This is a genomic window from Achromobacter sp., from assembly GCF_049647645.1.
GTDB lineage: Bacteria > Pseudomonadota > Gammaproteobacteria > Burkholderiales > Burkholderiaceae_B > Achromobacter.
Genome location: NZ_JBARYB010000046.1, coordinates 16,860 through 42,155, shown reverse-complemented (window position 1 = coordinate 42,155; position 25,296 = coordinate 16,860). Strand labels below are relative to the sequence as shown.

At 63.7% G+C, this 25,296-nt stretch carries 21 protein-coding genes and 1 tRNA gene; 7 read left to right on the top strand and 15 right to left on the bottom strand.

From position 1 onward, the window contains the following. Positions 1 to 29: 29 nt before the first annotated feature. Both WBB14_RS04440 and WBB14_RS04435 read right to left on the bottom strand, forming a co-directional pair. The gene (locus WBB14_RS04440) at positions 30 to 995 is read right to left on the bottom strand and encodes a PDR/VanB family oxidoreductase (RefSeq protein ID WP_424238733.1); all 966 of its coding nucleotides are present in this window, start codon (positions 993 to 995) and stop codon (positions 30 to 32) included. Positions 996 to 1,028: 33 nt separating this feature from the next. After that, positions 1,029 to 2,324, bottom strand: coding sequence for a cytochrome P450 (locus tag WBB14_RS04435; protein WP_424238732.1), 1,296 nt, complete (start codon positions 2,322 to 2,324; stop codon positions 1,029 to 1,031). Positions 2,325 to 2,857: 533 nt separating this feature from the next. Between WBB14_RS04435 and WBB14_RS04430 the strand changes: the two genes are divergently transcribed. Further along, positions 2,858 to 3,376, top strand: coding sequence for a TetR/AcrR family transcriptional regulator (locus tag WBB14_RS04430; protein WP_424238731.1), 519 nt, complete (start codon positions 2,858 to 2,860; stop codon positions 3,374 to 3,376). Between the two features lie 81 nt (positions 3,377 to 3,457). Here the strand turns inward: WBB14_RS04430 and WBB14_RS04425 are convergent. Continuing rightward, positions 3,458 to 3,534 (bottom strand) — tRNA-Pro (locus WBB14_RS04425). Positions 3,535 to 3,792: 258 nt separating this feature from the next. On the opposite strand from WBB14_RS04425, the gene WBB14_RS04420 reads away from it, so the two are divergent. After that, positions 3,793 to 4,086, top strand: coding sequence for a hypothetical protein (locus WBB14_RS04420; protein ID WP_424238730.1), 294 nt, complete (start codon positions 3,793 to 3,795; stop codon positions 4,084 to 4,086). Between the two features lie 61 nt (positions 4,087 to 4,147). Here the strand turns inward: WBB14_RS04420 and pstB are convergent, their stop codons facing one another. The 5 genes from pstB to ppk1 all read right to left on the bottom strand — a co-directional run bounded on the left by pstB (position 4,148) and on the right by ppk1 (position 10,492). Beyond that, positions 4,148 to 4,924, bottom strand: a complete 777-nt coding sequence (gene pstB / locus WBB14_RS04415; RefSeq protein ID WP_006221056.1) for a phosphate ABC transporter ATP-binding protein PstB — start codon at positions 4,922 to 4,924, stop codon at positions 4,148 to 4,150. A 48-nt stretch (positions 4,925 to 4,972) separates the two neighbouring features. Beyond that, the gene (gene pstA / locus WBB14_RS04410) at positions 4,973 to 5,827 is read right to left on the bottom strand and encodes a phosphate ABC transporter permease PstA (protein WP_424238729.1); all 855 of its coding nucleotides are present in this window, start codon (positions 5,825 to 5,827) and stop codon (positions 4,973 to 4,975) included. A 26-nt stretch (positions 5,828 to 5,853) separates the two neighbouring features. After that, positions 5,854 to 6,870, bottom strand: coding sequence for a phosphate ABC transporter permease subunit PstC (pstC, locus tag WBB14_RS04405; protein ID WP_013395583.1), 1,017 nt, complete (start codon positions 6,868 to 6,870; stop codon positions 5,854 to 5,856). Positions 6,871 to 7,027: 157 nt separating this feature from the next. Next, positions 7,028 to 8,068, bottom strand: a complete 1,041-nt coding sequence (pstS, locus tag WBB14_RS04400) for a phosphate ABC transporter substrate-binding protein PstS (protein WP_424238728.1) — start codon at positions 8,066 to 8,068, stop codon at positions 7,028 to 7,030. 348 nt (positions 8,069 to 8,416) lie between these two features. Then, positions 8,417 to 10,492, bottom strand: coding sequence for a polyphosphate kinase 1 (gene ppk1 / locus WBB14_RS04395; RefSeq protein ID WP_424238727.1), 2,076 nt, complete (start codon positions 10,490 to 10,492; stop codon positions 8,417 to 8,419). A 219-nt stretch (positions 10,493 to 10,711) separates the two neighbouring features. Between ppk1 and ppx the strand changes: the two genes are divergently transcribed. Continuing rightward, positions 10,712 to 12,199, top strand: a complete 1,488-nt coding sequence (ppx, locus tag WBB14_RS04390) for an exopolyphosphatase (RefSeq protein ID WP_207465381.1) — start codon at positions 10,712 to 10,714, stop codon at positions 12,197 to 12,199. 174 nt (positions 12,200 to 12,373) lie between these two features. Here the strand turns inward: ppx and WBB14_RS04385 are convergent, their stop codons facing one another. From WBB14_RS04385 to WBB14_RS04365, 5 genes are all read right to left on the bottom strand, one after another. Then, complete coding sequence (locus WBB14_RS04385; protein ID WP_424238726.1) at positions 12,374 to 13,174, bottom strand: GNAT family N-acetyltransferase; 801 nt, start codon at positions 13,172 to 13,174, stop codon at positions 12,374 to 12,376. A 213-nt stretch (positions 13,175 to 13,387) separates the two neighbouring features. Then, the gene (glmM, locus tag WBB14_RS04380) at positions 13,388 to 14,731 is read right to left on the bottom strand and encodes a phosphoglucosamine mutase (RefSeq protein WP_424238725.1); all 1,344 of its coding nucleotides are present in this window, start codon (positions 14,729 to 14,731) and stop codon (positions 13,388 to 13,390) included. Continuing rightward, positions 14,728 to 15,573, bottom strand: coding sequence for a dihydropteroate synthase (gene folP, locus WBB14_RS04375; protein WP_041654233.1), 846 nt, complete (start codon positions 15,571 to 15,573; stop codon positions 14,728 to 14,730). Before folP ends, glmM begins: the two co-directional genes overlap by 4 nt. Before the next feature lie 18 nt (positions 15,574 to 15,591). Beyond that, a complete protein-coding gene (gene ftsH / locus WBB14_RS04370; protein ID WP_424238724.1) occupies positions 15,592 to 17,478 on the bottom strand; it encodes an ATP-dependent zinc metalloprotease FtsH in 1,887 nt (628 codons plus the stop codon). A gap of 213 nt (positions 17,479 to 17,691) precedes the next feature. Further along, positions 17,692 to 18,324 carry an RlmE family RNA methyltransferase gene (locus tag WBB14_RS04365; protein ID WP_175206205.1) on the bottom strand — a complete coding sequence of 211 codons (633 nt, stop codon included), beginning with the start codon at positions 18,322 to 18,324 and terminating at the stop codon, positions 17,692 to 17,694. 18 nt (positions 18,325 to 18,342) lie between these two features. On the opposite strand from WBB14_RS04365, the gene WBB14_RS04360 reads away from it, so the two are divergent. Then, entirely contained in the window at positions 18,343 to 18,942 is a 600-nt protein-coding gene (locus WBB14_RS04360; protein ID WP_013395592.1) for a YhbY family RNA-binding protein, read from the top strand. 130 nt (positions 18,943 to 19,072) lie between these two features. Here WBB14_RS04360 and greA read toward each other — a convergent pair whose 3' ends face one another. Beyond that, positions 19,073 to 19,549, bottom strand: coding sequence for a transcription elongation factor GreA (gene greA, locus WBB14_RS04355; protein ID WP_025139566.1), 477 nt, complete (start codon positions 19,547 to 19,549; stop codon positions 19,073 to 19,075). A 656-nt stretch (positions 19,550 to 20,205) separates the two neighbouring features. On the opposite strand from greA, the gene WBB14_RS04350 reads away from it, so the two are divergent. Then, positions 20,206 to 21,825, top strand: coding sequence for a methyl-accepting chemotaxis protein (locus WBB14_RS04350; RefSeq protein ID WP_424238723.1), 1,620 nt, complete (start codon positions 20,206 to 20,208; stop codon positions 21,823 to 21,825). Positions 21,826 to 21,877: 52 nt separating this feature from the next. Here the strand turns inward: WBB14_RS04350 and WBB14_RS04345 are convergent, their stop codons facing one another. After that, complete coding sequence (locus tag WBB14_RS04345) at positions 21,878 to 23,188, bottom strand: solute carrier family 23 protein (RefSeq protein ID WP_424238722.1); 1,311 nt, start codon at positions 23,186 to 23,188, stop codon at positions 21,878 to 21,880. 136 nt (positions 23,189 to 23,324) lie between these two features. Here WBB14_RS04345 and WBB14_RS04340 point away from each other — a divergent pair, with 136 nt between their 5' ends. Beyond that, complete coding sequence (locus tag WBB14_RS04340) at positions 23,325 to 23,753, top strand: FlxA-like family protein (protein ID WP_424238721.1); 429 nt, start codon at positions 23,325 to 23,327, stop codon at positions 23,751 to 23,753. 129 nt (positions 23,754 to 23,882) lie between these two features. After that, positions 23,883 to 25,208 (top strand): ABC transporter substrate-binding protein, encoded by a 1,326-nt coding sequence (locus tag WBB14_RS04335; RefSeq protein ID WP_424238720.1) that lies wholly within the window; start codon positions 23,883 to 23,885, stop codon positions 25,206 to 25,208. The last annotated feature ends 88 nt before the right edge of the window (positions 25,209 to 25,296 follow it).

Genomic DNA, 25,296 nt, shown 5'->3' with positions numbered 1-25,296 from the left:
ACCTCGTTGCCGAGGGCCATGACGAACAATCAGAGATCAAGCACAAGCAGCGGCGATTTCGCACGCGAGCAGCACGGGGTGAACTGGTTGCCGCTGGCATGCTCTTCGTCGGTAAGGAATACGTCGCGATGATCGGCCTCCCCTTCCACCAGACGCATGACGCAGGAGCCGCATGAACCCTCGCCGCAGGAGGTATAGATGTCCACGCCCGCAGCCAGCAGCACGTCAGCCACGGATTGGTCCGCGGGAATATGAAAGAGCTGTCCGGAACTGGCGATCCTTACCTCGAAGGCGCCGTCCTGCGAGGTATCCACGGGCTTGGCGCTGAAGTGCTCATACCGCACTCGATGTTTCGGGACGCCTGCCCGGTCCGCCGCCTGGCAGACCCATTCGATGAAGCCGCCGGGGCCGCAGACGTAGATTTCTTCTTCAGCTCCGATTTGAGAAAACAGTTCATCCGGATGCAGTCTTTGATCATCAGGCTTATCGTCATAATGGAAGACGACGTTTTCACTGAACGGAGACTGGGCGATGCGGTCAAGAAAAGCCGCCCTGGCCTGATCGCGGGCGCAGTAGTGCAACGAAAACGCCGTCCCTGCCGCGTGCAGCGTTTCGGCCATGCACAGCACGGGCGTAACGCCGATTCCTCCCGCGATCAACATGCTCGGAGCCTGCGGCTTCAGCGGAAAGTGGTTGCGCGGTGAGCTGACCTCGACGACGGATCCGGGTTGCAGCCGTTCGTGGATCGCCACCGAACCGCCGCGAGATTGGGGATCCCGCAGAATGCCGATGACGTAGCGATGGCGCTCCGACGACGGGTTGCACAGCGAATACTGCCGCACGATGCCGGGAGCGACGTGTATGTCGATATGAGCTCCCGCCTCGAAGGGCGGCAAGACGCCGCCGTCCAATGCCTCCAGCTCCAGAGTGATGATGTCGTCGGTTTCCTGGCGCCGGTGCGCGACGCGCACGGTGCTCGTTACTTGAGATTGCATTGCGAATGCTCTACTGAAGGTGATGAAGAACGGCTAGTTCATGAAGCATCGAACAGGCAGATGTTTGGGACCGCCAACGAAGCGCGAGGCGCTCATGGTCATGTCATCTGCGAGTTCCACCCGCTGCAGCCGTGGAATCATCTCTTCGAACAGAATGCGCATCTCCATTTTTGCCAGGTGTTGCCCCAGACAGATATGCGCCCCCAAGCCGAATGACAGATGACGATTCGGTTTGCGATCGATGTTGAATTCAAAGGGATTCTCGAAGACCTCTTCGTCCCGATTCGCTGAGCCGTAGCACAGCATCAGCCAGTCGCCCTTGCGAATCTGGCGGCCGCGGATTTCAGTGTCCGCGGCGGCTGTGCGCATGAAATGCCGCACAGGGGACGCCAATCGCACCGCTTCGTCGATAAACTGCGGGATCAGGCTGGGATTCTCTTGCAGCCGCGGCAACAGCTCGGGATACTGGCTGAGCGCCCACATGGCGACGGCTGTCGACGACGAGGTCGTGTCATGCCCTGCCGTGGCGATGATCACGTAATAGCCCAATCGGCTGTCCTCGCTGATGGGTACGCCGTCGATGACCGCGTTCGCGAGCAGCGTCGCCACGTCATTGCGCGGATTCGCGCGCCGATCGGCGGTGACCTTCTCGAAGTAGGCGCGGAAATCGGCCACGATCGCCAGCACATTCAGCGTCAGCGCATCATCGTTCGTGGCCGTTTCCTTCCCCTTGCGTTTGAGTTCGGGGTCTTCGCTGCCGAACAATTCCTGCGTCAGCAGCAGCATCCTGGCCTCGTCCTCGGCCGGAACGCCCAGAATGTCCATGATGACGTGGAGCGGATAATGCAGCGCGATCTGCGTGGCAAAGTCGATGACTTCCCCCTCAGCTGCCTCAAGCTTGTCTACCGTGCGGCAAGCCAGGTCCCGGATCCGCTCATCCAGTTTGAGTATGCTGTTCGGCATGAACCATGCCTGCGTCAACGTCCGCAGCCCCTTGTGTTCCTCCCCGTCCACATGGACCAGCGTCTTGATGCCGCCGTTGTAGCTGCCGGTCAAGGCCTGGAGTTTGTCTATGGTGACCTTGGGCGAGCAGACAGTCGCATAGTCGCCGTTGCGAAAAAGCTGGCTGTCGCGCGAGATGGCGGCCACGTCTGCGTGCTTGGTCACCACCCAGAAGGGGTCAAAGCCTTCGGCGATGGCGCGCCCCAACGGGTTGTTGGCGCGCGCCCATGCGTAGGTGGAATGCAGCTCGTCAAGGTTGGTATAGAGCTGTGCATTCACCAGGGCTTTCGCGACGTCGCCGGGAAGATCGAAATCAGTGTGGTTCATGGTATCGGGCGAGAAGGTTGGAGCGGTGCGAGGCGCTGATCCTTGCCTGGACGGCTGAGCATCATGCGGGCATAATTCACTTTAAATCAGAACTCAAATTCTGATTCTATTATTAAGATGTGCCCGCACCTGTTCAATGCGGAGTTTCCCTAGGCCGACACCAACGTGGCGCCCCGCGCCAGGTCTCCGGCACAGACCTGCGGCAGCCAGGACCAGATCGTTAATAGAGACAACCGCTACTACCGCGGAATGTTGCACACCGCTTCATGTCTGGCTTGTGGTTGCCATGGTCAGCTACGGCATAATGTTCCACATTGCTTCAAACCAGGATAGTTGTTGCCATGGCTGCCCCTCCATTGCCAGAAGAAAAAACCAAGACGACACAGGCCCCTAGTGCGCGGAAGGTGGTTGGCGCGGCCGCAAGATCATTGCCCGCGCCCCGCCCTCCCCGGCAGTTGCGCAGCGAAGAGTCCTTGGCCAAGATGATCCAGGCTGGGCGGGAGCTGATAGAGCGGCACGCGAACCTGGACCTGGTGCTGATCGGCGACGTCATACGCCTCGCGGGTACATCCATCGGCGCGTTTTACGGCCGATTCCAGGACAAGGAGTCCTTTCTGGCGGCCGTCCTGGATGCCGCCGTGACGGAGGCGCAAGCCCAAGCCGACAACCTGGTCTGGCAAGACGCCGTCTGGACCGAAGGCACCGCGTCGGATATCGCCGCCGCCATTGTCGTTTTTTACGTCGACGCCTGCCGCCAGAACCAGGGGATGTACAAGGCAGTACTGCGGGATTTTGCGGTAGGTGCACCGGACTCGCATCCATTGCGCGTCTTGAATAGCCACATCCACGCCGTGTTCGTGCCCGCCCTGGCGCGCAAAATGAAAGCCAAGGCAGGCGAAGACGTCGAATCGGAAATCCGCAACGCCATGCAGATGCTGATAGGGACTATCTCGCTGATGATGTTGGCGAACCCGGGCCCGCTGCGCCTCGAAGACGATGCAATCAAACCGAAGCTGACTGAAATGATGCGGCGGCTGTTGCGGCTGGTCTGAGGCCGACGGCTTTCGACCGCCGAAATCCGCGCGCACAAGCAAAAGGCCGTCAGCGATATATCGCTGACGGCCTTTCTTCATTGGTCGGGGCGGTGGGATTCGAACTCACGACCCTCTGCTCCCAAAGCAGATGCGCTACCAGGCTGCGCTACGCCCCGAAGGGTGGCAACTATACCAGATACCGGGCGGGCGGACTATTCCCGCTCCCGCCGCGCGCCATGACACCCACCCGCCGGGCGATTCCTGATTGACACCCATATATTTGAATCCTAAATTAAATGCGGCTTCCGACGCGGCGGTGGATAGCCGCCAGAGATTGGCCGCCAGGCCAGTCCGCCCTGTGTTTTCGCGCCGGAATGCCTGCTGGAATCAGCGGGCACACAGGCACAACCCAAAACGCATGCATCGGGAAACACATGGCAAACGCCTCCGTCCCATCCGCCTGGGCCACGCCCGCGCGGACCACCCATACCGTGCTATTCGTCTGCTGGCTGGCCATTCTGTTCGAGGGCTACGACGTTGGCGTGATGGGAGCCGTGCTGCCGGCGCTGGCCGAGGACAAAAGCTGGGGCCTGACCTCTTTGCAATTGGGCGTGCTGGGCAGCTACGTGCTGGCAGCAGTGTTCGTGGTGCTGATTCCCGGCCGCCATGCGGGCACGCTCCCGGAACAAGCCGGGGCGGGAACCAAGCAGGCCCTGCAGCAGCAGTAAAAGAAAAAACGGCGCGCTCCGAAAAGCGCGCCGTCATTTTCGTAGAGCCAAAGCCCGGCAATCAGCCGAAGCGGCCCGTAATGTAGTCTTCCGTTTCCTTGCGGGAAGGCTTCACGAAGATCTGGTCGGTCTGGCCGAATTCCATCAGCTCGCCCAGGTACATGTAGGCGGTGTAGTCCGAACAGCGCGCGGCCTGCTGCATGTTGTGCGTCACGATGACGACGGTGTAGTCGTTCTTCAGTTCAGCGATCAGCTCTTCGATCTTGGCGGTCGAAATCGGGTCCAGCGCCGAACACGGCTCGTCCAGCAGCAGCACTTCGGGCTTGATGGCCACGCCGCGCGCGATGCACAGGCGCTGTTGCTGGCCGCCCGACAGGCTGTTGCCGCTCTGGTGCAGCTTGTCCTTTACTTCGTTCCACAGCGCGGCCTTGCTCAACGCCCATTCCACGCGCTCGTCCATTTCACCCTTGGACAGGCGCTCGAACAGGCGCACGCCGAAGGCGATGTTGTCGTAGATGCTCATGGGGAACGGCGTGGGCTTCTGGAACACCATGCCGACCTTGGCGCGGATCAGCGAGATGTCGGTCTTGGCCGTCAGCAGGTTTTCGCCGTCCAGGATGATCTCGCCCTCGGCGCGCTGGCCGGGATAGAGTTCGAACATGCGGTTGAAGGTGCGCAGCAGCGTGGACTTGCCGCAGCCCGACGGGCCGATGAAGGCGGTGACCTTCTTCTCCTGGATCGACATGTTCACATTGCGGATCGCATGGAACTTGCCGTAGTAGAAGTTCAGGTTCTTGACCTCGATCTTGTTCTTGACGGCGGTAGCGGTGTTTTCCATTTGGTTTCCCTTGGCTCCGGCGCGCCCAGCGCGCCGGCAAAGCGATCTTTACTTGCGGAACATGTTGCGGGCAATGATGTTGATGCCCAGCACCAGCAGCGTAATCAGCGTGGCGCCGGCCCATGCCAGGTTGTTCCAGTCCTTGAAGGGACTGGCGGCGTATTGGTAGATCACGACCGGCAGGTTGGCCATCGGACCGTTCATGTTCAAGGACATGAACTGGTTCGACAGCGCGGTGAACAGCAGCGGCGCGGTTTCGCCGGAGATCCGGGCGATGGCCAGCAGCACACCGGTGATGATGCCGGTCTTGGCGGCGCGATAGCACACCAGGGTGATCATGCGCCACTTGGGGCAGCCCAGCGCGGCCGCGGCCTCGCGCAGGCTGTTGGGCACCAGCAGCAGCATGTTGTCGGTGGTGCGCACCACCACCGGGATCACCAGGATGGACAGCGCGATGGCGCCGGCCCAGCCCGAGTAGTGCCCGACCTGGGCCACGTACACGGCGTAGATGAACAGGCCGATGATGATGGACGGGGCCGACAGCAGCACGTCGTTCAGGAAGCGCGTGGCGGGCGCCAGCCAGCCGCGCTGGCCGTATTCGGCCAGGTAGGTGCCAGCCAGGATGCCCACGGGCGTGCCGATCAGCGTGCCCACGCCGGCCATCATCACGCTGCCGAAGATGGCGTTGATCAGGCCGCCCGTCTGTCCTGGCGGCGGCGTGATCTCGGTGAAGAGCGTGTACGACAGCGCGGGAGCGCCTTTCATCAACAGCGTCAGAATGATCCAGAACAGCCAGAACAGCCCGAACATCAGCGTCCCCAGCGACACGGTCAGCATGATGCGGTTGACCACGCGGCGCCGGCGGTAGGTGCCGTTCTGCATATTGAGTACGGATACAGCCATGATCTTTTCCTTGTGCTCGCGGCGCGTCAGGTTTTCTTGCCTTCGCCGGCGGACAGGCGAACCAGCAGCATCTTGGCCAGGGCCAGCACGATGGTCGTGATCAGGAACAGGATCAGGCCCAGTTCCAGCAGCGCCGATTTCTGTATGCCGCCCGCTTCATTGAATTCGTTGGCCAGGGCCGAGGCGATCGAGTTGCCCGGCGAGAACAGCGAGCCGGACCACTTGAAGGCGTTGCCGATGACGAAGGTCACGGCCATGGTCTCGCCGAGGGCGCGGCCCAGGCCCAGCATGATGCCGCCGATGACGCCCGACTTGGTATAGGGCAGCACCACGCGCCACATCACTTCCCAGGTCGTGCTGCCCAGGCCGTAGGCGGATTCCTTCAACATCGCCGGCACCAGCTCGAACACGTCGCGCATGACGGCGGCGATGAACGGGATGATCATGATCGAGAGGATCAGGCCGGCCGTAAAGATGCCGATGCCGAAGGGCGGTCCCGCGAAAATGCCGCCGATCACGGGCAGGCTGCCCAGGGTGGCGATCATGAACGGCTGCACATACTGCTGGAATACGGGGACGAAGACGAACAAGCCCCACATGCCGTAGATGATGGACGGAATGGCGGCCAGCATTTCGACCGCGGTGCCCAGCGGGCGGCGCAGCCAGGTGGGCGACAGTTCGGTCAGGAAGATGGCGATGCCGAAGGACACGGGCACGGCGATGATCAGGGCGATGGCCGAGGTCAGCAAGGTGCCGATGATGGGCACCACGGCGCCGTAGTTCGAATTGACCGGATCCCAGTCGTTGAGCCAGAGGAACGACAGGCCGTACTTGGCCAGCGATTCGCGGCTGCCGTAGATCAGGGAAACAAGAATCGCCGCCAGCAGGATGAACACCAGGAAGGCGAACAGGCGGGTCAGATTCTTGAATAGCGCATCCATCAGCGCGTTTTTATTTTGCTTCATAGGCGAAGGCGTGCCGGTAGTCACGGAGTCCGCCACGCTGGGCGGAAGCGGCACACTATTATCCATTACCGCGCTCATGGATGGACTTTCCTTAGGAAACCTTGGGGGGAGAACTTCGAAGGTCTTGCTGCGGACCGCCCCTGCCGTTGCGCTATTGCAGAACGCCGGGGACGGCCGCTGACGGGTTGCGCGGCGCGGGCTGGCATCGCTGCCGGCCTGCGCCGCGCTCCATCCATTACTTCCAGACAGCCTTGCCGTCGGCGGCCTTGACTTCGCCCCAGGCGGCGCGGATTTCCTTGGTCACGGCTTCCGGCAGCGGCACGTAGTCCATGGTTTCAGCCGACTTGGCGCCGTTCTTGAAGGCCCAGTCGAAGAATTCCAGCACGGCCTTGCCCTGCGCCGGCTTGTCTTGCGACTTGTGGATCAGGATGAAGGTGGCGGCGGTGACGGGCCAGGAATCGGCGCCCGGCTCGTCGGTCAGGACCACGCCCATGCCCGGCGCGCTCTTCCAGTCGGCGTTGGCGGCCGCGGCGGCGAAAGCCTTCTGTTCCGGCTGGACGAACTTGCCGTCCTTGTTCTGCAATTGCGTCCAGGCCAGCTTGTTCTGCTTGGCGTAGGCATATTCGACATAGCCGATCGAGTTCTTCAGCTGGCCGACGTAGGCGGCAACGCCTTCGTTGCCCTTGCCGCCCTGGCCCACGGGCCACTTGACGGCCTTGCCTTCGCCCACGGTCGACTTCCAGTCCGGCGACACCTTGGACAGGTAGTTGGTCCAGCCGAAGGTGGTGCCCGAGCCGTCCGAACGGTGCACGACGATGATGTCGGCCGACGGCAGCTTGAGGTCGGGGTTCAGCGCCTTGATGGCGGCGTCATCCCACTTCTTGACCTTGCCCAGGAAGATGTCGGCCAGGACCGGGCCCGACAGCTTCAGCTTGCCGGGTTCGATGCCGTCGACGTTCACCACGGCAACCGTGCCGCCGATGACGGCCGGGAACTGCAGCAGGCCGTTCTTTTCCAGGTCGGCTGCCTTCATGGGATCGTCCGAGGCGCCGAAATCGACGGTCTTGGCGATGATCTGCTGCTGACCGCCGCCCGAACCGATGGACTGGTAGTTGACGGCGCTGTTGGTGGCAGCCTTGTAGTCGGACGCCCACTTGGCGTAGATCGGGTACGGGAACGATGCGCCGGCGCCGGTCACGTCGGCGGCCTGGACGGCAAACACGGCGGCGCTCAGCGCGACGCCCAGGGAAACTTGTTTGAAGACACGTTTGAACATCAGGGTTCCTTCTGTGCTCGTTGGAGGAGTCTGGCAGGCTTTGGAAACTGCCTGTCTTTCAGCGACCCTCGAATATTAGAAGCCCAAGATGACAGGATAGTGACAGTCATATTGTCCCCCCCGAGGCGCTGCGCCCCCCCCCCCAAAGGGGGCGCCGGTGGCGGACCGGCGGAGCCGGATCCGCGCGGCCCGGCTTGGGAGGACTTGCCTCGAAAGCCCTTCTGCAAATTAGGGACGGAAAATGCGAGTGCCTCGCCGGCCCCTCGATCGGGCCAGCACGGACAGATTTTTTTGGGGAAGGTCTTGCTTCGGAACACCGCCCCGGGACCGGGGCGGTGCAGCGGGACGTTACACGCCCAGCTTCTGCATCAGGTACTGGTGCAGGTTAAAAGGCTCGCGGCGGCTCTTGACGCGGGCGTAGTCGCCGTCGGCCTGCTGCTGCCAGGCCAGCTGGTTGTCGCGCAGGGCGTAGGTGAAGGCCTCGTCGATGACGCGCTTCTTCAGGGTCTTGTCGTAGATGGGGAAGGCGATTTCGACCCGGCGGAAGAAGTTGCGGTCCATCCAGTCGGCGGACGACAGATACACGGTCTCTTCGCCGTCGGCATAGAAGTAAAAGACCCGCGAATGCTCCAGGAAGCGGCCGACGATGGAGCGCACCCGGATGTTCTCGGACAGCCCTGGCACGCCGGCGCGCAGCGCGCAGACGCCCCGCACGATCAGGTCGATTTTCACGCCGGCCTGGCCGGCCTTGTAGAGTTCCTCGATAACCTGCTCTTCCAGCAGCGAGTTCATCTTGGCCATGATGCGCGATCGCTTGCCGGCCTTGGCGGCACGGGCCTCGGCGCGGATCAGCGCCACCATGCCGTCATGCATGGTGAAGGGCGACTGCATCAGCGCCTTGAGCGAACGGCGCGCGCCCAGCCCGGTCAGTTGCGCGAACACCTTGTCCATGTCCTCGCACAGCTTCGGATCGGCGGTGAGCAGGCCGAAGTCGGTGTACAGCCGCGCCGTGCGCGGGTGGTAGTTGCCGGTGCCCAGGTGGGCATAGCGGCGCAGGCGTCCTTTCTCGCGGCGCAGCACCACGGCCATCTTGGCGTGCGTCTTGTGCGCCACCACGCCGTACACCACGTGCGCCCCCACCTCTTCCAGCTTGGAGGCCCAGTTGATGTTGGTCTGCTCGTCGAAGCGGGCCATCAGCTCCACCACTACCGTCACTTCCTTGCCGGCGCGCGCGGCCGCCAGCAGGATCTTCATCAGCTCGGAATCCTCGCCGGTGCGGTAGATGGTCTGCTTGATCGCCATGACGTCCGGATCCAGCGCGGCGGCAGTCAGGAAATCGATGACCGGCTGGAAGGACTGATAGGGATGGTGCAGCAGACGGTCCTGCTCTGCCACGGCCTCGAACAGCTCGGCCGGTTTGTCGCCCACGCGGTCGAACGGCGCCGGCACGGGCGCGCGGTAATCCGGGAACAGCAGATCCGGCCGCGAATCCGAATTGCACAGCTGCATCAGGCGCGACAGGTTCACCGGTCCGGGTACGCGGTAGGTATCCTCAGCCTTGAGCGAGAACTCGCGCTGCAGGAAGTGCTCCAGCTCGACCGGCGTCAGCTTGTCGATCTCCAGGCGCACCGCGGCGCCGAAGTTGCGCTGCGACAATTCGCCCTGCAAGGCATGGCGCAGGTTGGTGACTTCTTCCTCGTCCACGAACAGGTCGCTGTTGCGCGTGACCCGCCACTGGTAGCAGCCCAGCATCTCCAGCCCCGGGAACAGCTCGCCCACGAAGGCGCGCAGCAACGAGGTCAGCAGGATGTAGCCCTCGGGCTGGCCCGAGAGCTCCTGCGGCATCTTGATCAGGCGCGGCAAGGCGCGCGGCGCCTGCACCACGGCGATCGAGGCCTGGCGGCCGAAGGCGTCGGCCCCCGACAGCGACACGATGAAATTCAGGCTCTTGTTGTAGACGCGCGGAAACGGATGCGCCGGGTCCAGCCCGATAGGCGTCAGGAGCGGCATCACGTCGCGGTTGAATACGTCCCGCGCCCATTCCTGCTGCTGCGGATTCCATTCAGACGCGTGGTGCAGCGAGATGCCCTCGGCCTGCATGGCCGGCAGGATTTCGTCATTGAGCAGGTTGTACTGGCGGTTGACCAGCTCGTGCACGGCCTGCTGCACGTTCTCGAACGCCTGGTCCGGCGTCATGCCATCCGGCCCCACCAGGTTCGGCGACTGGCGCTGCTGCTCCTTCAGGCTGGATATCCGGATCTCGAAGAACTCGTCCAGGTTGGAGCTGACGATACAGACGTAGCGCAGGCGTTCCAGCAAGGGAGTCTTGGGGCTCTCCGCCATCGCCAGCACGCGTTCGTTGAATTTCAGCAGCGACAACTCGCGGTTCAGAAGCAAAGGCTCGGCAGGAGGGCGTGAGGGCATACCGGATTCCATACGTAGGGAGAGCGTGGAGTTTTACTGCAAAAAAGTGACGGTTCCATGACACTACGCCAAAAACGTAGCGTACGCTAAAAGCGGGACATATAGCGGGGCGACTGCGCGCCGCAAGCCTCTGTTCCGTAAGAAAAAAGTCGCAATCGGAAGCGCTGTCACATGGGGTCTCTATAATCGGCCCACCTCTCAGCCAATATTACGAGCCGCATGGATCAACTTCTGGCCGCGGTGGACCTCGGGTCCAACAGCTTCCGCCTCTCCATCGGACGCATCGTTCAACAGGACGGTACGCCCCAGATCTATCAGATCGACCGCCTCAAGGAAACCGTCCGGCTCGCGGCTGGCCTGGACTCCGAAAAACGGCTGGGCGATGACGCCATCGACAGAGCCATCGCCGTGCTGGAACGCTTCGGCGACCGCCTGCGCAGCTTCCACCCCAACCGGGTCCGCGCCGTCGCCACCAATACCTTCCGCGTCGCCCGCAACACCCGCGACTTCCTGCCGCGCGCCGAAGCCGCGCTGGGTTTTCCCATTGAAGTCATCGCCGGCCGCGAAGAAGCCCGCCTGATCTTTTCGGGCGTGGTCCACACCCTGCCCCCCTCGCCCAACAAGCGCCTGGTCATCGACATTGGCGGTGGTTCCACCGAAGTCATCATCGGCAAGGGCCATGAGCCCGGCCTGATGTCCTCGCTCTACATGGGCTGCGTCAGTTACAGCCGCCAGTTCTTCTCCGATGGCGTGGTCGACGCGCACCAGATGAAGCAGGCCGAGTTGGCGGCCCGGCGCGAGATCGAAGTGATCGCCAAGCAGTACCGCAAGATGGGCTGGAAGGAGGCCTACGGCTCCTCCGGCACGGCCAAGGCGCTGTTCGCCATCCTGACCGAATGCCGCTTCTCGGACCGCGGCATCACGCGCGCCGGCCTGAACAAGCTGAAGGAGCGCATCATCCGCTCGGGCCGCGTGGTTCCGTCCGAGCTGCCCGGCATCAAGATCGAACGCTCGGACGTGCTGCCGGGCGGCCTGGCCATCATGAGCGCCCTGTTCGACGAACTGGGCATCGACGTCATGCACACCGGCGACGGCGCCTTGCGCCTGGGCGTGCTGTACGACCTGCTGGGCCGCGACGATGAGCACGACAAGCGCGACGAATCGGTGCGCCAGTTCATGAAGCGCTACCACGTCGACGTCAACCAGGCGCGCCGCGTGCATCACGCCGCGCTCACGCTGTTCGACGCGCTGTTCCCGGACGGCCCGGAACGCGCCGAGCTGCGCCCCGCGCTGGGCTGGGCGGCCGACCTGCACGAAGTGGGCCTGTCCATCGCCCACAACGCGTACCACAAGCACACCGCCTACGTGCTGGAAAACGCCGATATGCCTGGCTTCTCGCGCGCCGACCAGCAGCTGCTGGCGCTGCTGGCGCTCGGCCACCAGGGCAAGCTGACCAAGCTGGAACCCCTGGTGCGTTCGCGTGCGCAATGGAAGGCCATCCTCAGCCTGCGCCTGGCGGTGCTGCTGTTCCGCCGCCGCAACGAAATCGAGCCGCTGCCGCTGACGGCCTCGGTGCGCGACAACTCCATCGTGGTGCGGGTCAACCGAGAATGGCTGGCGCAGCATCCCCTGAGCGACTTCACCTTGCGCGCGGAAGAAGCCGAGTGGAACAAGGTCGGATTTTCGTTCGAACTGCTGGAGTTCTGAGGACCAGGCGGGGAGCCCGCATCGTTTGCACCCGGCCCCGCACTGCGGGGCCGGCGCGCTAGAACGGCGACAGATCCGTTTCGCGGTCCAGCCGCTTGAGCTCCATGCGCAAGGGCCGGGTGGCTCGCCGTATCAGCCTGATCTTCATGCGGCGGAACAGGCGGCGCATGATGTTCAGCGCTGAGCAGTGGCGGGCTGGTCCAGCCCGAAGTGGCGGCGATAACGCTCGTCCATGCGGTCCATCTTGAGCAGGACCGGGAAATCCGCGGCGTTGAAGTCCGGGTCCCAGGCGGGCTCGCCACAGACCTTGGCGCCCAGCTTCAGATAGCCTTTGATCAGCGGCGGCACACGCGCCGGCAAGGCGCTGTTGAGCTTTTCCACCGGATAGCGGTGCAGCGGCGCCACGCGCGGTTCGTCGCCCTGCGGCAACTGCTTGGAAATGGTGCGCCACACTTCGGCGGCGGTGACGCCGTCATCGCGCAGGCTGACGCTGGCACAGCCCAGCACGTATTGGTAGCCGCCACGGCGCAGATACTCAGCCAGGCCCGACCACAGCAGCATGATGACGCCGCCGCCACGGTAGTCTGCGTGGGTGCAGGAACGGCCGACTTCGACCAGCTCGTCCTGGATCGCGCCCAGACCGGACAGGTCGAACTCGGACTGCGAGTAATAGCCGCCGGCCTCGCGCGCCTTTTCCGGCGTCAGGATTCGGTAGGTGCCGACAACGCGGCCCGTATCCAGCTCGCGGACCATCAGGTGTTCGCAGAACGGGTCGAAGCGGTCTTGCTCGATGCCGTCCTGGGCATCGGGGAACACCACGCCCATGTCCGCGGTGAAGACGTCGTAGCGCAGACGTTGGATCTGCTCGATTTCTTCAGCAGTGCGCGCCAAGCCCACCACCAGCACCTTGGTGGCGGCGCCGGTCCAAGGTTCTGCTGCATTACGGCTCGGATTGATGCGTGCTAATTCCAGCATTGCGCGAAGCTCCTAGAGAGTCCAGCCAGTGTGGACGCCCTGTATGTCAAAGACTTGACCAATATGTTACGTGACTATGAAGTTTAGTTCGGGGCAGATAAATCAATCTCCCGCCGAAATCGACAAAACTTTACAAATGTATACAGGCCCTGAACAAACAAAGGCCACCCGACGCGTGACGGGTGGCCTTTGTCCAGAATCGGAAGCCGGCATTTACCCCAGGCTTGCCGCAAGCTTCTCGGCGCAAGAGACGGCGAGGGCCTCGTCTTCGGCCTCCACCATGAGGCGCAGCTTCGGCTCGGTGCCCGAGGCCCGGATCAGGATGCGGCCGCGGCCGTCCAGTTCCGCCTCGACCGCCTGGCGAGCGGCGCTCAGGCCGGCATGCGTCTTCCAGTCCTGGCCCGGGGCCAGCGGCACGTTGATCATCTTTTGCGGATACATGCGCAGGTCGTTCACCCACTCCGACAGGCCCACCGAGTTGCGGCGCAGCGCGGTCAGAACCTGCAGCGCGGCAACAATGCCGTCGCCAGTCGAATGGCAGTCCAGGCACAGCAGATGGCCGGAGCTCTCGCCGCCATACAGCCAGCCGCGCGCCTGCATCTGCTCCAGCACGTAGCGGTCGCCGACGTTGGCGCGCTCGAAGCCCACGCCCAGGCGCTGCATTTCGCGCTCGAAGCCGAAGTTGGTCATCAGCGTGCCGACCACGCCGTCCACCTTGCCGCGCTGCATGCGTTCGCGGACGATCGCGTACATGAGCTCGTCACCGTTGTAGATGCGGCCTTCACCGTCCACCATCTGCAGGCGGTCGGCGTCGCCGTCCAGCGCGATGCCCAGCTGGGCGCCGCGAGCCTGCACTTCCTTGGCCAACAATTCAGGGTGCATCGCGCCTACGCCCTTATTGATATTGAAGCCGTCCGGATTGACGCCAATGGCGTGCACTTCGGCGCCCAGTTCACGGAACACATGGGGGGCGATGTTGTAGGCGGCGCCGTGGGCGGCATCCACCACGATCATCATGCCGTTCAGGTCCAGATCGTTGGGGAAAGTGCTCTTGCAGAACTCGATGTAGCGTCCCTGCGCGTCGCCCATGCGGCGGGCGCGGCCCAGGGCTTCAGAGGCCACGCAGCCCAGCGGCTCGTCCAGCGCGGCTTCGATGCTGGCCTCGATCTCGTCGGGCAGCTTCATGCCTTGCGCCGAGAAGAACTTGATGCCGTTGTCCTGGTATGGATTGTGCGAAGCGCTGATAACGATGCCCGCCACCAGACGCAGCGCCCGGGTCAGGTAGGCCACCGCGGGCGTGGGCACCGGGCCGGCCAGCAGCACGTCGATACCCGCGGCCGACAACCCGGCTTCCAGCGCCGATTCCAGCATGTAGCCGGAAATCCGCGTGTCCTTGCCGATCACGACCTGCGGGCGGCTGCCGCCGCGCACCGCGTGTTCGCGCGCCAGCACGCGGCCGGCCGCGTAGCCCAGACGCAGGGCGAATTCGGCGTTGATCACCGGACCGCCGACTTCGCCGCGGACACCGTCGGTACCGAAATATTTACGTCGAATCATGAACTGATTGCTCCTTGTTCTGCCGCGTGCCATACCTTGAGCGCGTCAACCGTGGCCGCCACATCGTGCACACGCACGATGGAAGCGCCACGCGCCACGCAGGCAAGCGCTGCGGCGATGCTGCCGGGCAACCGGTCGCCCACGGGCCGGCCGGTAGCCTGGCCTATCATGGATTTGCGCGACAGGCCGATCAGCAATGGATAGCCGGCGCTGCGCAGGCTGGATAGCCGGCGCAGCAGTTGGAAATTCTGGTCGCCCGTCTTGCCGAAGCCGAAGCCCGGGTCCAGCACGATGCGGCGAGGGTCGATCCAGGCCGCGCGCAGCTTGTGTGCGCGAGCCCCGAGGAAGAGGCCGATCTCACCGATCAGGTCGGAATATTCAGGAGGGGCCGCCTGCATGGTGCGGGGCTCGCCCTTCATGTGCATCACGCATAGCCCGCAACGCGAATGCGCCACTGCCTCGACGGCGCCGGGCTGCCTGAAACCATAGATGTCGTTGATCATGTCCGCGCCCGCGTCCAGCACGGCGCGCATGACCTCCGGCTTGAAGGTGTCGATGGACAGGGGCACGCCGCAATCGCGCAGCGCCTCCATCACCGGCAGCAGCCGGGCCAGCTCGTCGGCCACCGAGACCGGATCGGCCCCGGGGCGCGTGGACTCGCCGCCCAGATCCAGGATCTGGGCGCCTTCGGCGATCAATTGGCGCGCATGCGCCACTGCGGAATCCGTATCGTCGTGCTGGCCGCCGTCGGAAAAGGAATCCGGCGTGACATTGACGATACCCATGACAAGCGGGCGCTCGAGATCAAACTCGAAGCGCCCGCAAAGGAAGTTATTTGCCATAACTCAGGATGAGCAGCCTCAGACAGCGGCAGCCGTATTGCCACCTGCCGCCAGGCCCGTGGGCGGCGTGTCGGACGTATCCGACGGGCCCTGAGGCGTCTTCGGGGGACGCGGCGGGCGGCCCTCGACGATGTCGTTGATCTGGTCCGCGTCGATGGTTTCCCATTCGAGCAGCGCGGCGGTCATCACTTCAACCTTGTCGCGGTTGTCTTCCAGGATCTTGCGCGCAACGCCGTACTGTTCGTCGATGATGCGGCGGATCTCGGTATCCACCTTCTGCATGGTGGCTTCGGACATGTGCGTGGTCTTGGTGACGCTGCGGCCCAGGAACACTTCGCCTTCGTTCTCGGCATAGACCATGGGGCCCAGCTCGTCGGTCATGCCGTAGCGCGTGACGATGTCGCGGGCGATGGCGGTAGCGCGTTCGAAGTCGTTCGAGGCGCCCGTCGTCATCTGGTTCATGAACAGTTCTTCGGCGATGCGGCCGCCGAACAGCACGGCGATGGTGGACAGCAAGCGGCCCTTGTCCATGCTGTAGCGGTCGGTCTCAGGCAGCTGCATGGTCACGCCCAGCGCGCGGCCGCGCGGGATGATGGTGACCTTGTGGACCGGGTCGGTCTTGGGCAGCAGGCGGGCGACGATCGCGTGGCCGGACTCGTGGTACGCGGTGTTCTTGCGTTCCTCTTCGGGCATCACGATAGAGCGGCGTTCCGCGCCCATGATGATCTTGTCCTTGGCCTTTTCGAAGTCGGACATGTCGACCGTGCGGCCATTGCGACGGGCGGCAAACAGCGCGGCTTCGTTGACCAGGTTGGCCAGATCGGCGCCGGAGAAGCCCGGAGTGCCGCGCGCCAGGACGGTCGCATCGACGTTGGGCGACAGCGGAACCTTGCGCATGTGGACCTTCAGGATCTGCTCGCGGCCGCGAATATCGGGCAGCGGCACCACGACCTGGCGGTCGAAACGACCCGGACGCAGCAGCGCGGGATCCAGCACGTCGGGACGGTTGGTTGCGGCGATGACGATGACGCCCTGGCCGGACTCGAAGCCGTCCATTTCCACCAGCATCTGGTTCAGCGTCTGTTCGCGTTCGTCGTTGCCGCCGCCCAGGCCGGCGCCACGCTGACGGCCCACCGCATCGATTTCGTCGATGAAGATGATGCAGGGAGCGTGCTTCTTGGCGTTTTCGAACATGTCGCGCACGCGGGCAGCGCCCACGCCGACGAACATTTCAACGAAGTCGGAACCCGAGATGCTGAAGAACGGCACCTTGGCTTCGCCCGCGATGGCCTTGGCCAGCAGCGTCTTGCCGGTACCCGGCGAGCCGACCATCAACACGCCGCGCGGAATGCGTCCGCCCAGCTTCTGGAACTTGCTGGGGTCGCGCAGGAAATCGACCAGTTCCTGGACGTCTTCCTTGGCTTCATCGCAGCCGGCGACGTCGGCGAAGGTGATCTGGTTGGTGTTCTCGTCGAGCATGCGGGCGCGCGATTTGCCGAAGCTGAACGCTCCGCCCTTGCCGCCGCCCTGCATCTGGCGCATGAAGAATACCCAGACGCCGATCAGCAACAGCATGGGGAACCACGACACGAAGATGCTCATCAACAGCGACTGCTCTTCGCGCGGCTTGCCCGAAACCTGGACGCCATACTTCAGCAGATCGGAGACCATCCAAAGGTCGCCCGGCGAAGTCAGCGTATAGGCACGGCCCGCGTCAGGGGTGACGTACAGCACGTCGCCCTGGACGTCGACCTTGCGGATACGTCCCGCCTTGGCGTCGTCCATGAACTGCGTGTAGGTCACGCCGTCCTGGGTCTGAGCGCGTCCGTCGAACTGCTTGAAGACGGTGAACAGCACGAGGGCTATCACCATCCAGACAGCGACTTTCGAAAATGAATTATTCAAGGTCGATCTCCTGCTTTCGATTCCGACCGGCGACCGCGCACCCGCTATGGCACAGTCACAAGTATGTCAATAGCTCATTCTACCCTGTCAGACCTTATTGCGTCCCGGGATGCCTGAGCCCCTCTAAGTTTTGTCTGATTCGCGAATTTTCTGGTCGTAGTCTCGGCAGGCTGTGAGTTTTTCGAATTCGGGGCGACGCGCCCCGAACCCGGGCTACTTCAGATCGCGCGCAACCAGAAAGGTTTCGGAGGATTTGTCCCGCGATGCCTTCGGCTTGCGTTCGACCACCCGCTTGAAGCGCTGCTTGAAGGACTCCACGATCTGCGAAAAGCCGCTGCCGTGGAAAGCCTTGACGATCAGCGCCCCGTTGGGCTTCAGGTGGGCGCAGGAGAATTCCATCGCCAGTTCGCACACATGCTGGATGCGCGCGGAATCGGCAATACCCACCCCTGACAAGTTGGGGGCCATGTCGGAAATAACAAGGTCTACCGCGCGCGATCCGACCATGTCTTCCAATTGTTTCAAAACTTCATCATCGCGGAAGTCGCCCTGGATGAATTCGACGCCCGCCACGGGCTCCATGGGCAACAGGTCGAGCGCGATGATGCGTCCGTCCACGATCCCGCCCGGCCCCGCCAGGCGCTCGCGCGCCACTTGGGACCAGCTGCCGGGCGCCGAGCCCAGGTCGACCACCAGGTCGCCCCGTCGCATCAGCTTTTCGGTGTCCAGGATCTCGATCAGCTTGAAAGCGGCGCGGGCCCTGTAGCCCTTCTGTTGCGCCAGCTTCACATAGGGATCGTTGATGTGCTGGTGAATCCAGTCTTTGGAGAATTTATTCTTGGCCATTACCGTACAATTCCACGCATGCCTATATTAGAACTTACCTCTCGTGAGCGCAGCGACCTTCGGTCCGCCGCTCACCCTCTGCGCCCCGTCGTCCTGATTGGCGACAATGGCCTGACCGAAGCCGTGCTCAAGGAAATCGACCTGGCACTGACTTCGCACGGCCTCATCAAGGTGCGCGCCGGCGGTGATGACCGCGAGGCCCGCGACGCAATGCTGTCGACCATCTGCGACACGCTTTCCTGCGCCCCCGTGCACCACCTGGGCAAGACGCTGATCCTGTTCCGCCCGCTGGCCGGCAATATCAAGCCCGCCGCGCTGGCCGCCATGGAGCCCGAACGCCCCGCCAAGCGCCGCGCCTCCGAGCCGCATACGCCCAAGAAGCTGGCCGCCGAAGGCAAGACCCTGGCCAAGCGCCCGCGCCGCAGCGAATCCGAAGAGCCCAAGCCGAAGACGCGCTTCGTGCCCCAGGACCAGCTCAACAAGAACGGCAAGCCCATGCGTCCCGGCACCAAGAAGACCACCGCCAGCGGTCACGGCATTCCCCGCCGTGGCGGCAGCGCGCTCAGCCTGCGGGCCGGAGCACGCAGCGGCACCAGCCGCAAGTCGTCGAAAAGGTAAGCGCCGGGCACAAAAACGGGCGCTTTACGCGCCCGGTCCACCATAGCGATCCGCATTAAACCGCGGAATTCAGTCGAACGCACGGTTCGGACTATGGTGTTTTGACAACATCCAGCTTACTACAGTGGCGTCAGATGTAACGCACGCCCAGGACTTCATACTCGCGAACGCCAGCCGGGGCCTTGACCTCGACCACATCGCCTTCGCTCTTGCCGATCAACGCGCGCGCCACTGGGCTCGACACGGAAATCAGGTTCGACTTGATGTCGGCTTCAACGTCGCCGACGATTTGATACGTCACACGATCGCCCGAATCCAGGTCCTCGATGTCGACGGTAGCGCCAAACACGGCGCGGCCTTCGGCCTCAAGGGAGGACGGGTCGATCAGGTGGGCGTTGGAAAGCGTGCCTTCAAGCTCGGCAATCCGGCCCTCGATAAAGCCTTGGCGCTCGCGAGCAGCGTCATATTCGGCATTTTCCGACAGATCACCCTGCGCACGCGCTTCAGCGATCGCGTTGATAACGGCAGGACGTTCCACGGTTTTCAGCCGCTGGAGCTCTTCTTGCAAGCGCTCGGCCCCGCGCACGGTCAAAGGAATGGCAGACATGTCGTTTCCCAAACAAAAGTAGAAAACGCCCCGGACGGAGCGTTCTCGGTGAAGGCCGTAACCCTGGCGCGCGCAGTCGATCGGGGTATCGAGTGACGAGCGGCGCGGACGACCAAAACAAAACCCCGGCTCGGGTCGGAACCGGGGCAATCAAGGCCATATTGTGGTCAAAGTCCACGGGAATTGCAAGCCGCTGGAGAAAACGCCGTTTTCGCCGCATTTCGCCGCTGTAACCCGTTAAAACCCGTCATTTCTTCCAGTTTTTCGGATTTACCCGGAGCCGGGGGCGGCGCAGGTCCGCTGTAGCGGCTGCGTGACGCAGGTGTTGCTTAAAAACTACTCTTCGATAGTTTTTTGCAACACAGGCGAAGCGCAACTCTCAAAAACGCCAGACAAGCCGGATCGAAGCAGTATAAAACAACAAATTGTGTCATTAATAACAATTAAATACATTTTGCACTCAGAGAACTTTCGGCTGGCCAGGGCTGGCAGACCGCAAGCACGAGCCTGACGCAAGAGTCTTGTTTTTGCGGGTGTTTGCAGTGGTGGCGGACGCATCGCAGTCATCCGGCGCGACGTCCGCCGTTCCGCCACGCGGCGGGCGGCCTGGACCGTTCCCGCACGCGGCGGATCGCGTTCAAGAACGAGGAGCTCTCATGCTGGAAAAACTGAAAGTCCGTACAGGAATGCTGCTGGTTCTGGGCTGCTTCATCATCGCCCTGGCGCTGGCTTGCGGCTTGAGCTGGATGAACGCCGAGAAAAGCGTGACCGAGATCAAGGACCTGAACAATGTCGCGGTCCATCAGGTCGACCCGCTCTACGAAGCCAACGCCGCCCTGCTGCGCGCGCGGCTGGCGCTTGGTGCGGGCATGGCCGCCATGCAGGCCGGCGGCATGGACCAGGCCGGACTGGCCGGCGAGGAAGCCGCCAGCCATCTGAAGCAGGCGCGCGAGCGTTTCGCCCGCTACATGGCCGTACCCAAGAGTCCGCGCGGTCAGCAGCTCGCCCAAACGCTGCAGGGGCGCTTCACCGAGTACGCCGCCATCCTGGATACCCTGGAGTCCAACATCAAGGAACGCTCGCCAGCCAAGTATCGCCAGGACGAGGGGCGGCTGCCCCAGGCCGACGCCTACTTCATGAAAGACATGCAAGCCTTCCTGGCCCGGGTCCAGGAGCGCAGCGACGACGTGCTGGCAAGCTCCGAGCAGACCTACGCCACCGCCCGGATCTCGGCGGTCGCGCTGATATCGGCCGCCCTGCTCCTGACCGCGTTGTGCTGGACCTTCATCCGGCGCGCCGTGCTGCGTCCGCTGCAGGAGGCGGGCAGGCACTTCGACCGCATCGCGGCCGGCGATCTGACGAACCGCGTGGAAACGCGCTCCAACAATGAGATCGGCGTGCTCTTCGCATCGCTCAAGCGCATGCAGGAAGGCCTGACCCGCACGGTCACGTCGGTGCGACAGGGGGTTGACGAGATCAACGTGGGTTCGGCCGAAATTGCGGCGGGCAACGCCAACCTGTCGGTGCGCACCGAGGAGCAGGCCGCGGCGCTCGAGGAAACGGCCTCGACCATGGAAGAGCTGGCGGTCACCGTCAAGCAGAACGCGGAGAACGCCGCCCAGGCCAATCAGTTGGCCGCGGTCAGCATGGACGTGGCGCAGCGCGGCGGCCAGAACGTGGAACAGGTGGTGGCCACCATGCACGGCATCTCGGACAGCTCGCGGCGGATTTCTGACATCGTGTCGGTGATCGACGGCATCGCTTTCCAGACCAATATTCTCGCGCTGAACGCCGCGGTGGAGGCCGCGCGCGCCGGCGAACAGGGCAAGGGCTTCGCCGTGGTCGCCGGCGAGGTCCGTACGCTGGCCCAGCGCGCGGCGCAGGCCGCCAAGGAGATCAAGACGTTGATCGAGGCCTCGGTGGACACCGTCGCCGCTGGCTCGGCCCAAGTCGCCGCCACCGGGCAAACCATGCAGGAAATCGTGGAGTCGGTGCAGCGCGTAGCCGCGATCATGGCTGAAATTTCAGCGGCGTCGGCCCAGCAGGCTGGCGGCATCGACCAGGTCAGCCTGGCGATCACGCAGATGGACGAGGTGACGCAGCAGAATGCCGCGCTGGTCGAGGAAGCCTCGGCCGCGGCGGCCGCGATGGAGGAGCAGGCGCGGCGCCTGGCGGAGGCTACCTCCGTGTTCAAGACGCAATCGGGACAGGTGATCGAGGCTGCGCCGGTGGAGTTGGCCCGGACGGCCGCGGCCTCCAGGCTGTCGCGCACCTAGGCGCGCCAGCCGGCCATGCGCGGGACGCCCAGCCCCGCGCATGGCCCGCCGCCTACTTCCTGCGGCGCAGCAGGGCGTACAGGATGATGGCGCCGAAAGTGGCGGTACCGATACCGCCAAGCGTGAAATTGCCCAGCTTGACGGTGAAGTCACCCGCGCCCAGCACCAGCGTGACCGCGGCCACGATCAGGTTGCGGTTATCGCTGAAGTCCACCTGATTGACCACCCAGATGCGGGCGCCGGCGATGGCGATCAGGCCGAACACCACCACCGACATGCCGCCCAGCACGGGCGCCGGAATCATCTGGATCAGCGCGCCAAACTTGGGCGAAAACCCCAGCACGATGGCGATCAGGGCGGCCACCACGAACACCAGCGTCGAATAGATGCGCGTGACTGCCATCACGCCGATGTTCTCGGCATAGGTGGTGACGCCCGTGCCGCCCACGGCGCCGGACACCATGGTGGCGACCCCGTCGCCGACGAAGGCGCGGCCCAGGTAGCGGTCCAGGTCCTGGCCAGTCATGGCGCTGACCGCCTTCACGTGGCCCAGGTTCTCGGCCACCAGGATGATGGCCACTGGCACGATCAGGCCCATGGCCTCGGCCTTGAACACCGGCGCGGCGAAATGCGGCAGGCCAAACCAGGCCGCGGCGGCCACGCCGGAGAAATCGATGGGCTTGCCCAGCCCCATGCCGTTGGCAAGGATGCCGTACAACACGCAGGCCAGAATCATGCCGACCAGGATCAGCAGGCGCTGGACCATGCCCTTGGTGAACACGGCGATGCCGCCCACGCAAAGTATGGTGACCATGGCCATGACGCTGTCGAAGCCCGATGCGCCCATCGCGCCCTTGGCGGCGATGGGCGCCAGGTTCAGGCCGATGACCGCGACCACCGCACCCGTGACCACGGGCGGCATCAAGGTATCGATCCAGTTTGCGCCGCCCCCGGCGCGCGCGTTGACGAACCAGACGATCAGGCCGATCAGCGTGTAGGCCAGGCCGCAGGCGATGATGGCGCCGAGCGCCACGCCGATATTGGCGTTGGCGCCGCCACCGGCATAGCCGGTCACCGCGATCACGCCGCCGATGAAGGCGAAGCTGGAACCCAGATAGCTGGGAACCCTGCCGCCCACGAACAGGAAGAAGATCAGCGTGCCTATGCCTGACATCAGGATGGCGACGTTCGGATCGAAGCCCATGAGCAGCGGCGCCAGCACGGTAGAGCCGAACATGGCGACGACGTGCTGCGCGCCCATGGCCACGTTCTTGGGCCAGGACAGTCTTTCGTCGGGCGCGATGATGACGCCGGGCTCGGTGTCGTCAGCCAGGCGCCAGCGTGGAAAGTAGGAATTGGACATGGATATCCCAAAGTAGATGTTGGGTGTGAGCGGGCGCCAGTGTAAAGGGGGCCGCAAAGGGGGGGCAATGCTTAAGTTCGGCGCTGGAATGCCGTACTAGTGAAAACCCCGACCATCTGAACAGGCAGGAGCAATCATGGCGATCAATCCCATCAACGGCATCTCCCGCGCCACAACGCTGGCAGACATGTGGGCCGAGAAAATCCAGGCCAACAAAGAAGCCAAGAACGCCTCCGGCGAAGAAGCGGGCACCGTGTCGACCGACGGCAAGATCCGCGTCAACAACCCCGGCGGCCTGAAAGTGGGCGGTGCGCAGGCAGCCAAGGAAACCGAGGACAGCAGCAACGACGACGCATACACGCGCCAGATCAAGGAACTGCAGAAGCAGCTCAAGCGCGTGATGGACCAGATCGCCAAGGTCAAGGCCAGCGGCATGCCGGCCGAAATGAAGGCCCAGCAAATGATGGCGCTCAATGCCCAGGCGATGCAGATCCAACAGCAGATCACTGCAGTGATGGACAAGCAGGCCCGGGCCATGCAAGGCGGCGTATCCGCCACAGCCTAGCGGGCTAGGCACGGCGCCCCGCGCGGCCGGGGCGCCCGCATTGATGGCGCGCATCAAAATTTCTGATTGGACGCTGTCCAGGCCTGCCAGTACTGTCTCCGGACAAATCTAAAACTACGGAGACAAACCATGCATGCATTGCGCACAGCCCTTGCAGGTGCGGTGCTGGCCGTTTGCGCGGCCCCTGCCCTCGCAGGCACCGTCACGGTGATCACGTCGTTCCCCAAAGACCTCACCCAGGCCTACAAGACGGCCTTCGAAAAGGCCAATCCCGGCATCACGCTGGAAATCCTGAACAAGAACACCGTGTCGGGCATCGCCTATGTGCGCGAAACGCCCGCCGGCCAGCGCCCCGAAGTGTTCTGGGCCAGCGCGCCCGACGCCTTCGAAGTGCTGGGCCGCGACAAGCTGCTGGCGAGTTCCGCCGACGTGGCCAACAAGCAGGTGCCTGACAAGATCGGCAACTACCCCATCAACGATCCGGGCGGCATGTACCTGGGCCAGGCGCTGGCCGGCTACGGCATCATCTACAACACGCGCTACATCGCGGCGCACAAGATCCCGGCGCCGGTGGAATGGAAGGACCTGCTGTCGCCGCAATGGTTCGGCCACGTCGGCATCACCTCGCCGTCGCGCTCGGGCACCATGCACCTGACCGTGGAAACCATCCTCCAGGGCGAAGGCTGGGATGAGGGCTGGAGTACCCTGCTGCGCATGTCGGGCAACAGCAGCGCCGTCACCGAGCGCTCGTTCGGCGTGCCGGACGGCGTGAACAACGGCCAGTTCGGCGCCGGGCCGGTCATCGACTTCTTCGGCCTGTCCAGCAAGTATTCCAAGTTCCCGGTCGAGTTCGTCTACCCCTCCGAAACCGCCATCGTGCCGGCCAACATCGCCCTGATCCAGGGCGCGAAGAACACCGAGGAAGGCAAGAAGTTCATCGCCTTCACGCTCAGCCAGGCCGGGCAGGAACTGCTGCTGGAGCCCAAGATCTCGCGCCTGCCGGTGCTGCCCTACACGGCGCTGGCCGGCAAAATTCCCCAGGGCTATCCCGACCCCGCCGAAATCGCCAAGCGCAGCAAGGTGCAGTTCAACGCCGACCTGTCGCAGTCGCGCTACTACGTCGTGCAATCGCTGTATGACCAGACGGTCACGTTCCGCCTGAAGGAACTGCAGGCCGCCACCAAGGCCATTTACGACGCCGAAGCCAAGCTGGGCGAAAAGGCCAAAAGCGGCAAGGCTGCCGAGCTGCTGGCGCAGGCCCGCAAGCTGACCTGGGCGCCGCTGATCGACGGCAAGAAGGCCGCGGATCCGGCCTTCCTGGCGATCTTCGCGGGCAACAAGAAGGACGCCGCCGTGAACCAGCAAATCACCCAGCTGGAAGGCGAATGGAACGGCCGTTCCAAGGCGAACTACGAAGAAGCCGTGAAGCTCGCCAAGCAGGCCGCGGCGCTCTAGGCCGTTACACCCGCAGGACGCGCGCGAGCCGGACGGGATCCATCCCGTCCGCCGCCGCGGTTTTCCCCTGGCAACGATTTCGGGAATC

Excerpts from the sequence above, each read along its gene's own strand:
- WBB14_RS04440 (WP_424238733.1), bottom strand. The coding sequence starts at position 995 with ATGCAATCTCAAGTAACGAGCACCGTGCGCGTCGCGCACCGGCGCCAG.
- ppx (WP_207465381.1), top strand. The coding sequence starts at position 10,712 with ATGGATCAACTTCTGGCCGCGGTGGACCTCGGGTCCAACAGCTTCCGC.
- pstC (WP_013395583.1), bottom strand. The coding sequence starts at position 6,870 with ATGAGCGCGGTAATGGATAATAGTGTGCCGCTTCCGCCCAGCGTGGCG.
- WBB14_RS04340 (WP_424238721.1), top strand. The coding sequence starts at position 23,325 with ATGGCGATCAATCCCATCAACGGCATCTCCCGCGCCACAACGCTGGCA.
- WBB14_RS04420 (WP_424238730.1), top strand. The coding sequence starts at position 3,793 with ATGGCAAACGCCTCCGTCCCATCCGCCTGGGCCACGCCCGCGCGGACC.
- WBB14_RS04350 (WP_424238723.1), top strand. The coding sequence starts at position 20,206 with ATGCTGGAAAAACTGAAAGTCCGTACAGGAATGCTGCTGGTTCTGGGC.
- ppk1 (WP_424238727.1), bottom strand. The coding sequence starts at position 10,492 with ATGCCCTCACGCCCTCCTGCCGAGCCTTTGCTTCTGAACCGCGAGTTG.
- pstS (WP_424238728.1), bottom strand. The coding sequence starts at position 8,068 with ATGTTCAAACGTGTCTTCAAACAAGTTTCCCTGGGCGTCGCGCTGAGC.
- WBB14_RS04385 (WP_424238726.1), bottom strand. The coding sequence starts at position 13,174 with ATGCTGGAATTAGCACGCATCAATCCGAGCCGTAATGCAGCAGAACCT.
- WBB14_RS04435 (WP_424238732.1), bottom strand. The coding sequence starts at position 2,324 with ATGAACCACACTGATTTCGATCTTCCCGGCGACGTCGCGAAAGCCCTG.
- WBB14_RS04365 (WP_175206205.1), bottom strand. The coding sequence starts at position 18,324 with ATGGCCAAGAATAAATTCTCCAAAGACTGGATTCACCAGCACATCAAC.
- WBB14_RS04360 (WP_013395592.1), top strand. The coding sequence starts at position 18,343 with ATGCCTATATTAGAACTTACCTCTCGTGAGCGCAGCGACCTTCGGTCC.
- greA (WP_025139566.1), bottom strand. The coding sequence starts at position 19,549 with ATGTCTGCCATTCCTTTGACCGTGCGCGGGGCCGAGCGCTTGCAAGAA.
- WBB14_RS04345 (WP_424238722.1), bottom strand. The coding sequence starts at position 23,188 with ATGTCCAATTCCTACTTTCCACGCTGGCGCCTGGCTGACGACACCGAG.
- pstB (WP_006221056.1), bottom strand. The coding sequence starts at position 4,924 with ATGGAAAACACCGCTACCGCCGTCAAGAACAAGATCGAGGTCAAGAAC.
- folP (WP_041654233.1), bottom strand. The coding sequence starts at position 15,573 with ATGGCAAATAACTTCCTTTGCGGGCGCTTCGAGTTTGATCTCGAGCGC.
- WBB14_RS04335 (WP_424238720.1), top strand. The coding sequence starts at position 23,883 with ATGCATGCATTGCGCACAGCCCTTGCAGGTGCGGTGCTGGCCGTTTGC.
- glmM (WP_424238725.1), bottom strand. The coding sequence starts at position 14,731 with ATGATTCGACGTAAATATTTCGGTACCGACGGTGTCCGCGGCGAAGTC.
- pstA (WP_424238729.1), bottom strand. The coding sequence starts at position 5,827 with ATGGCTGTATCCGTACTCAATATGCAGAACGGCACCTACCGCCGGCGC.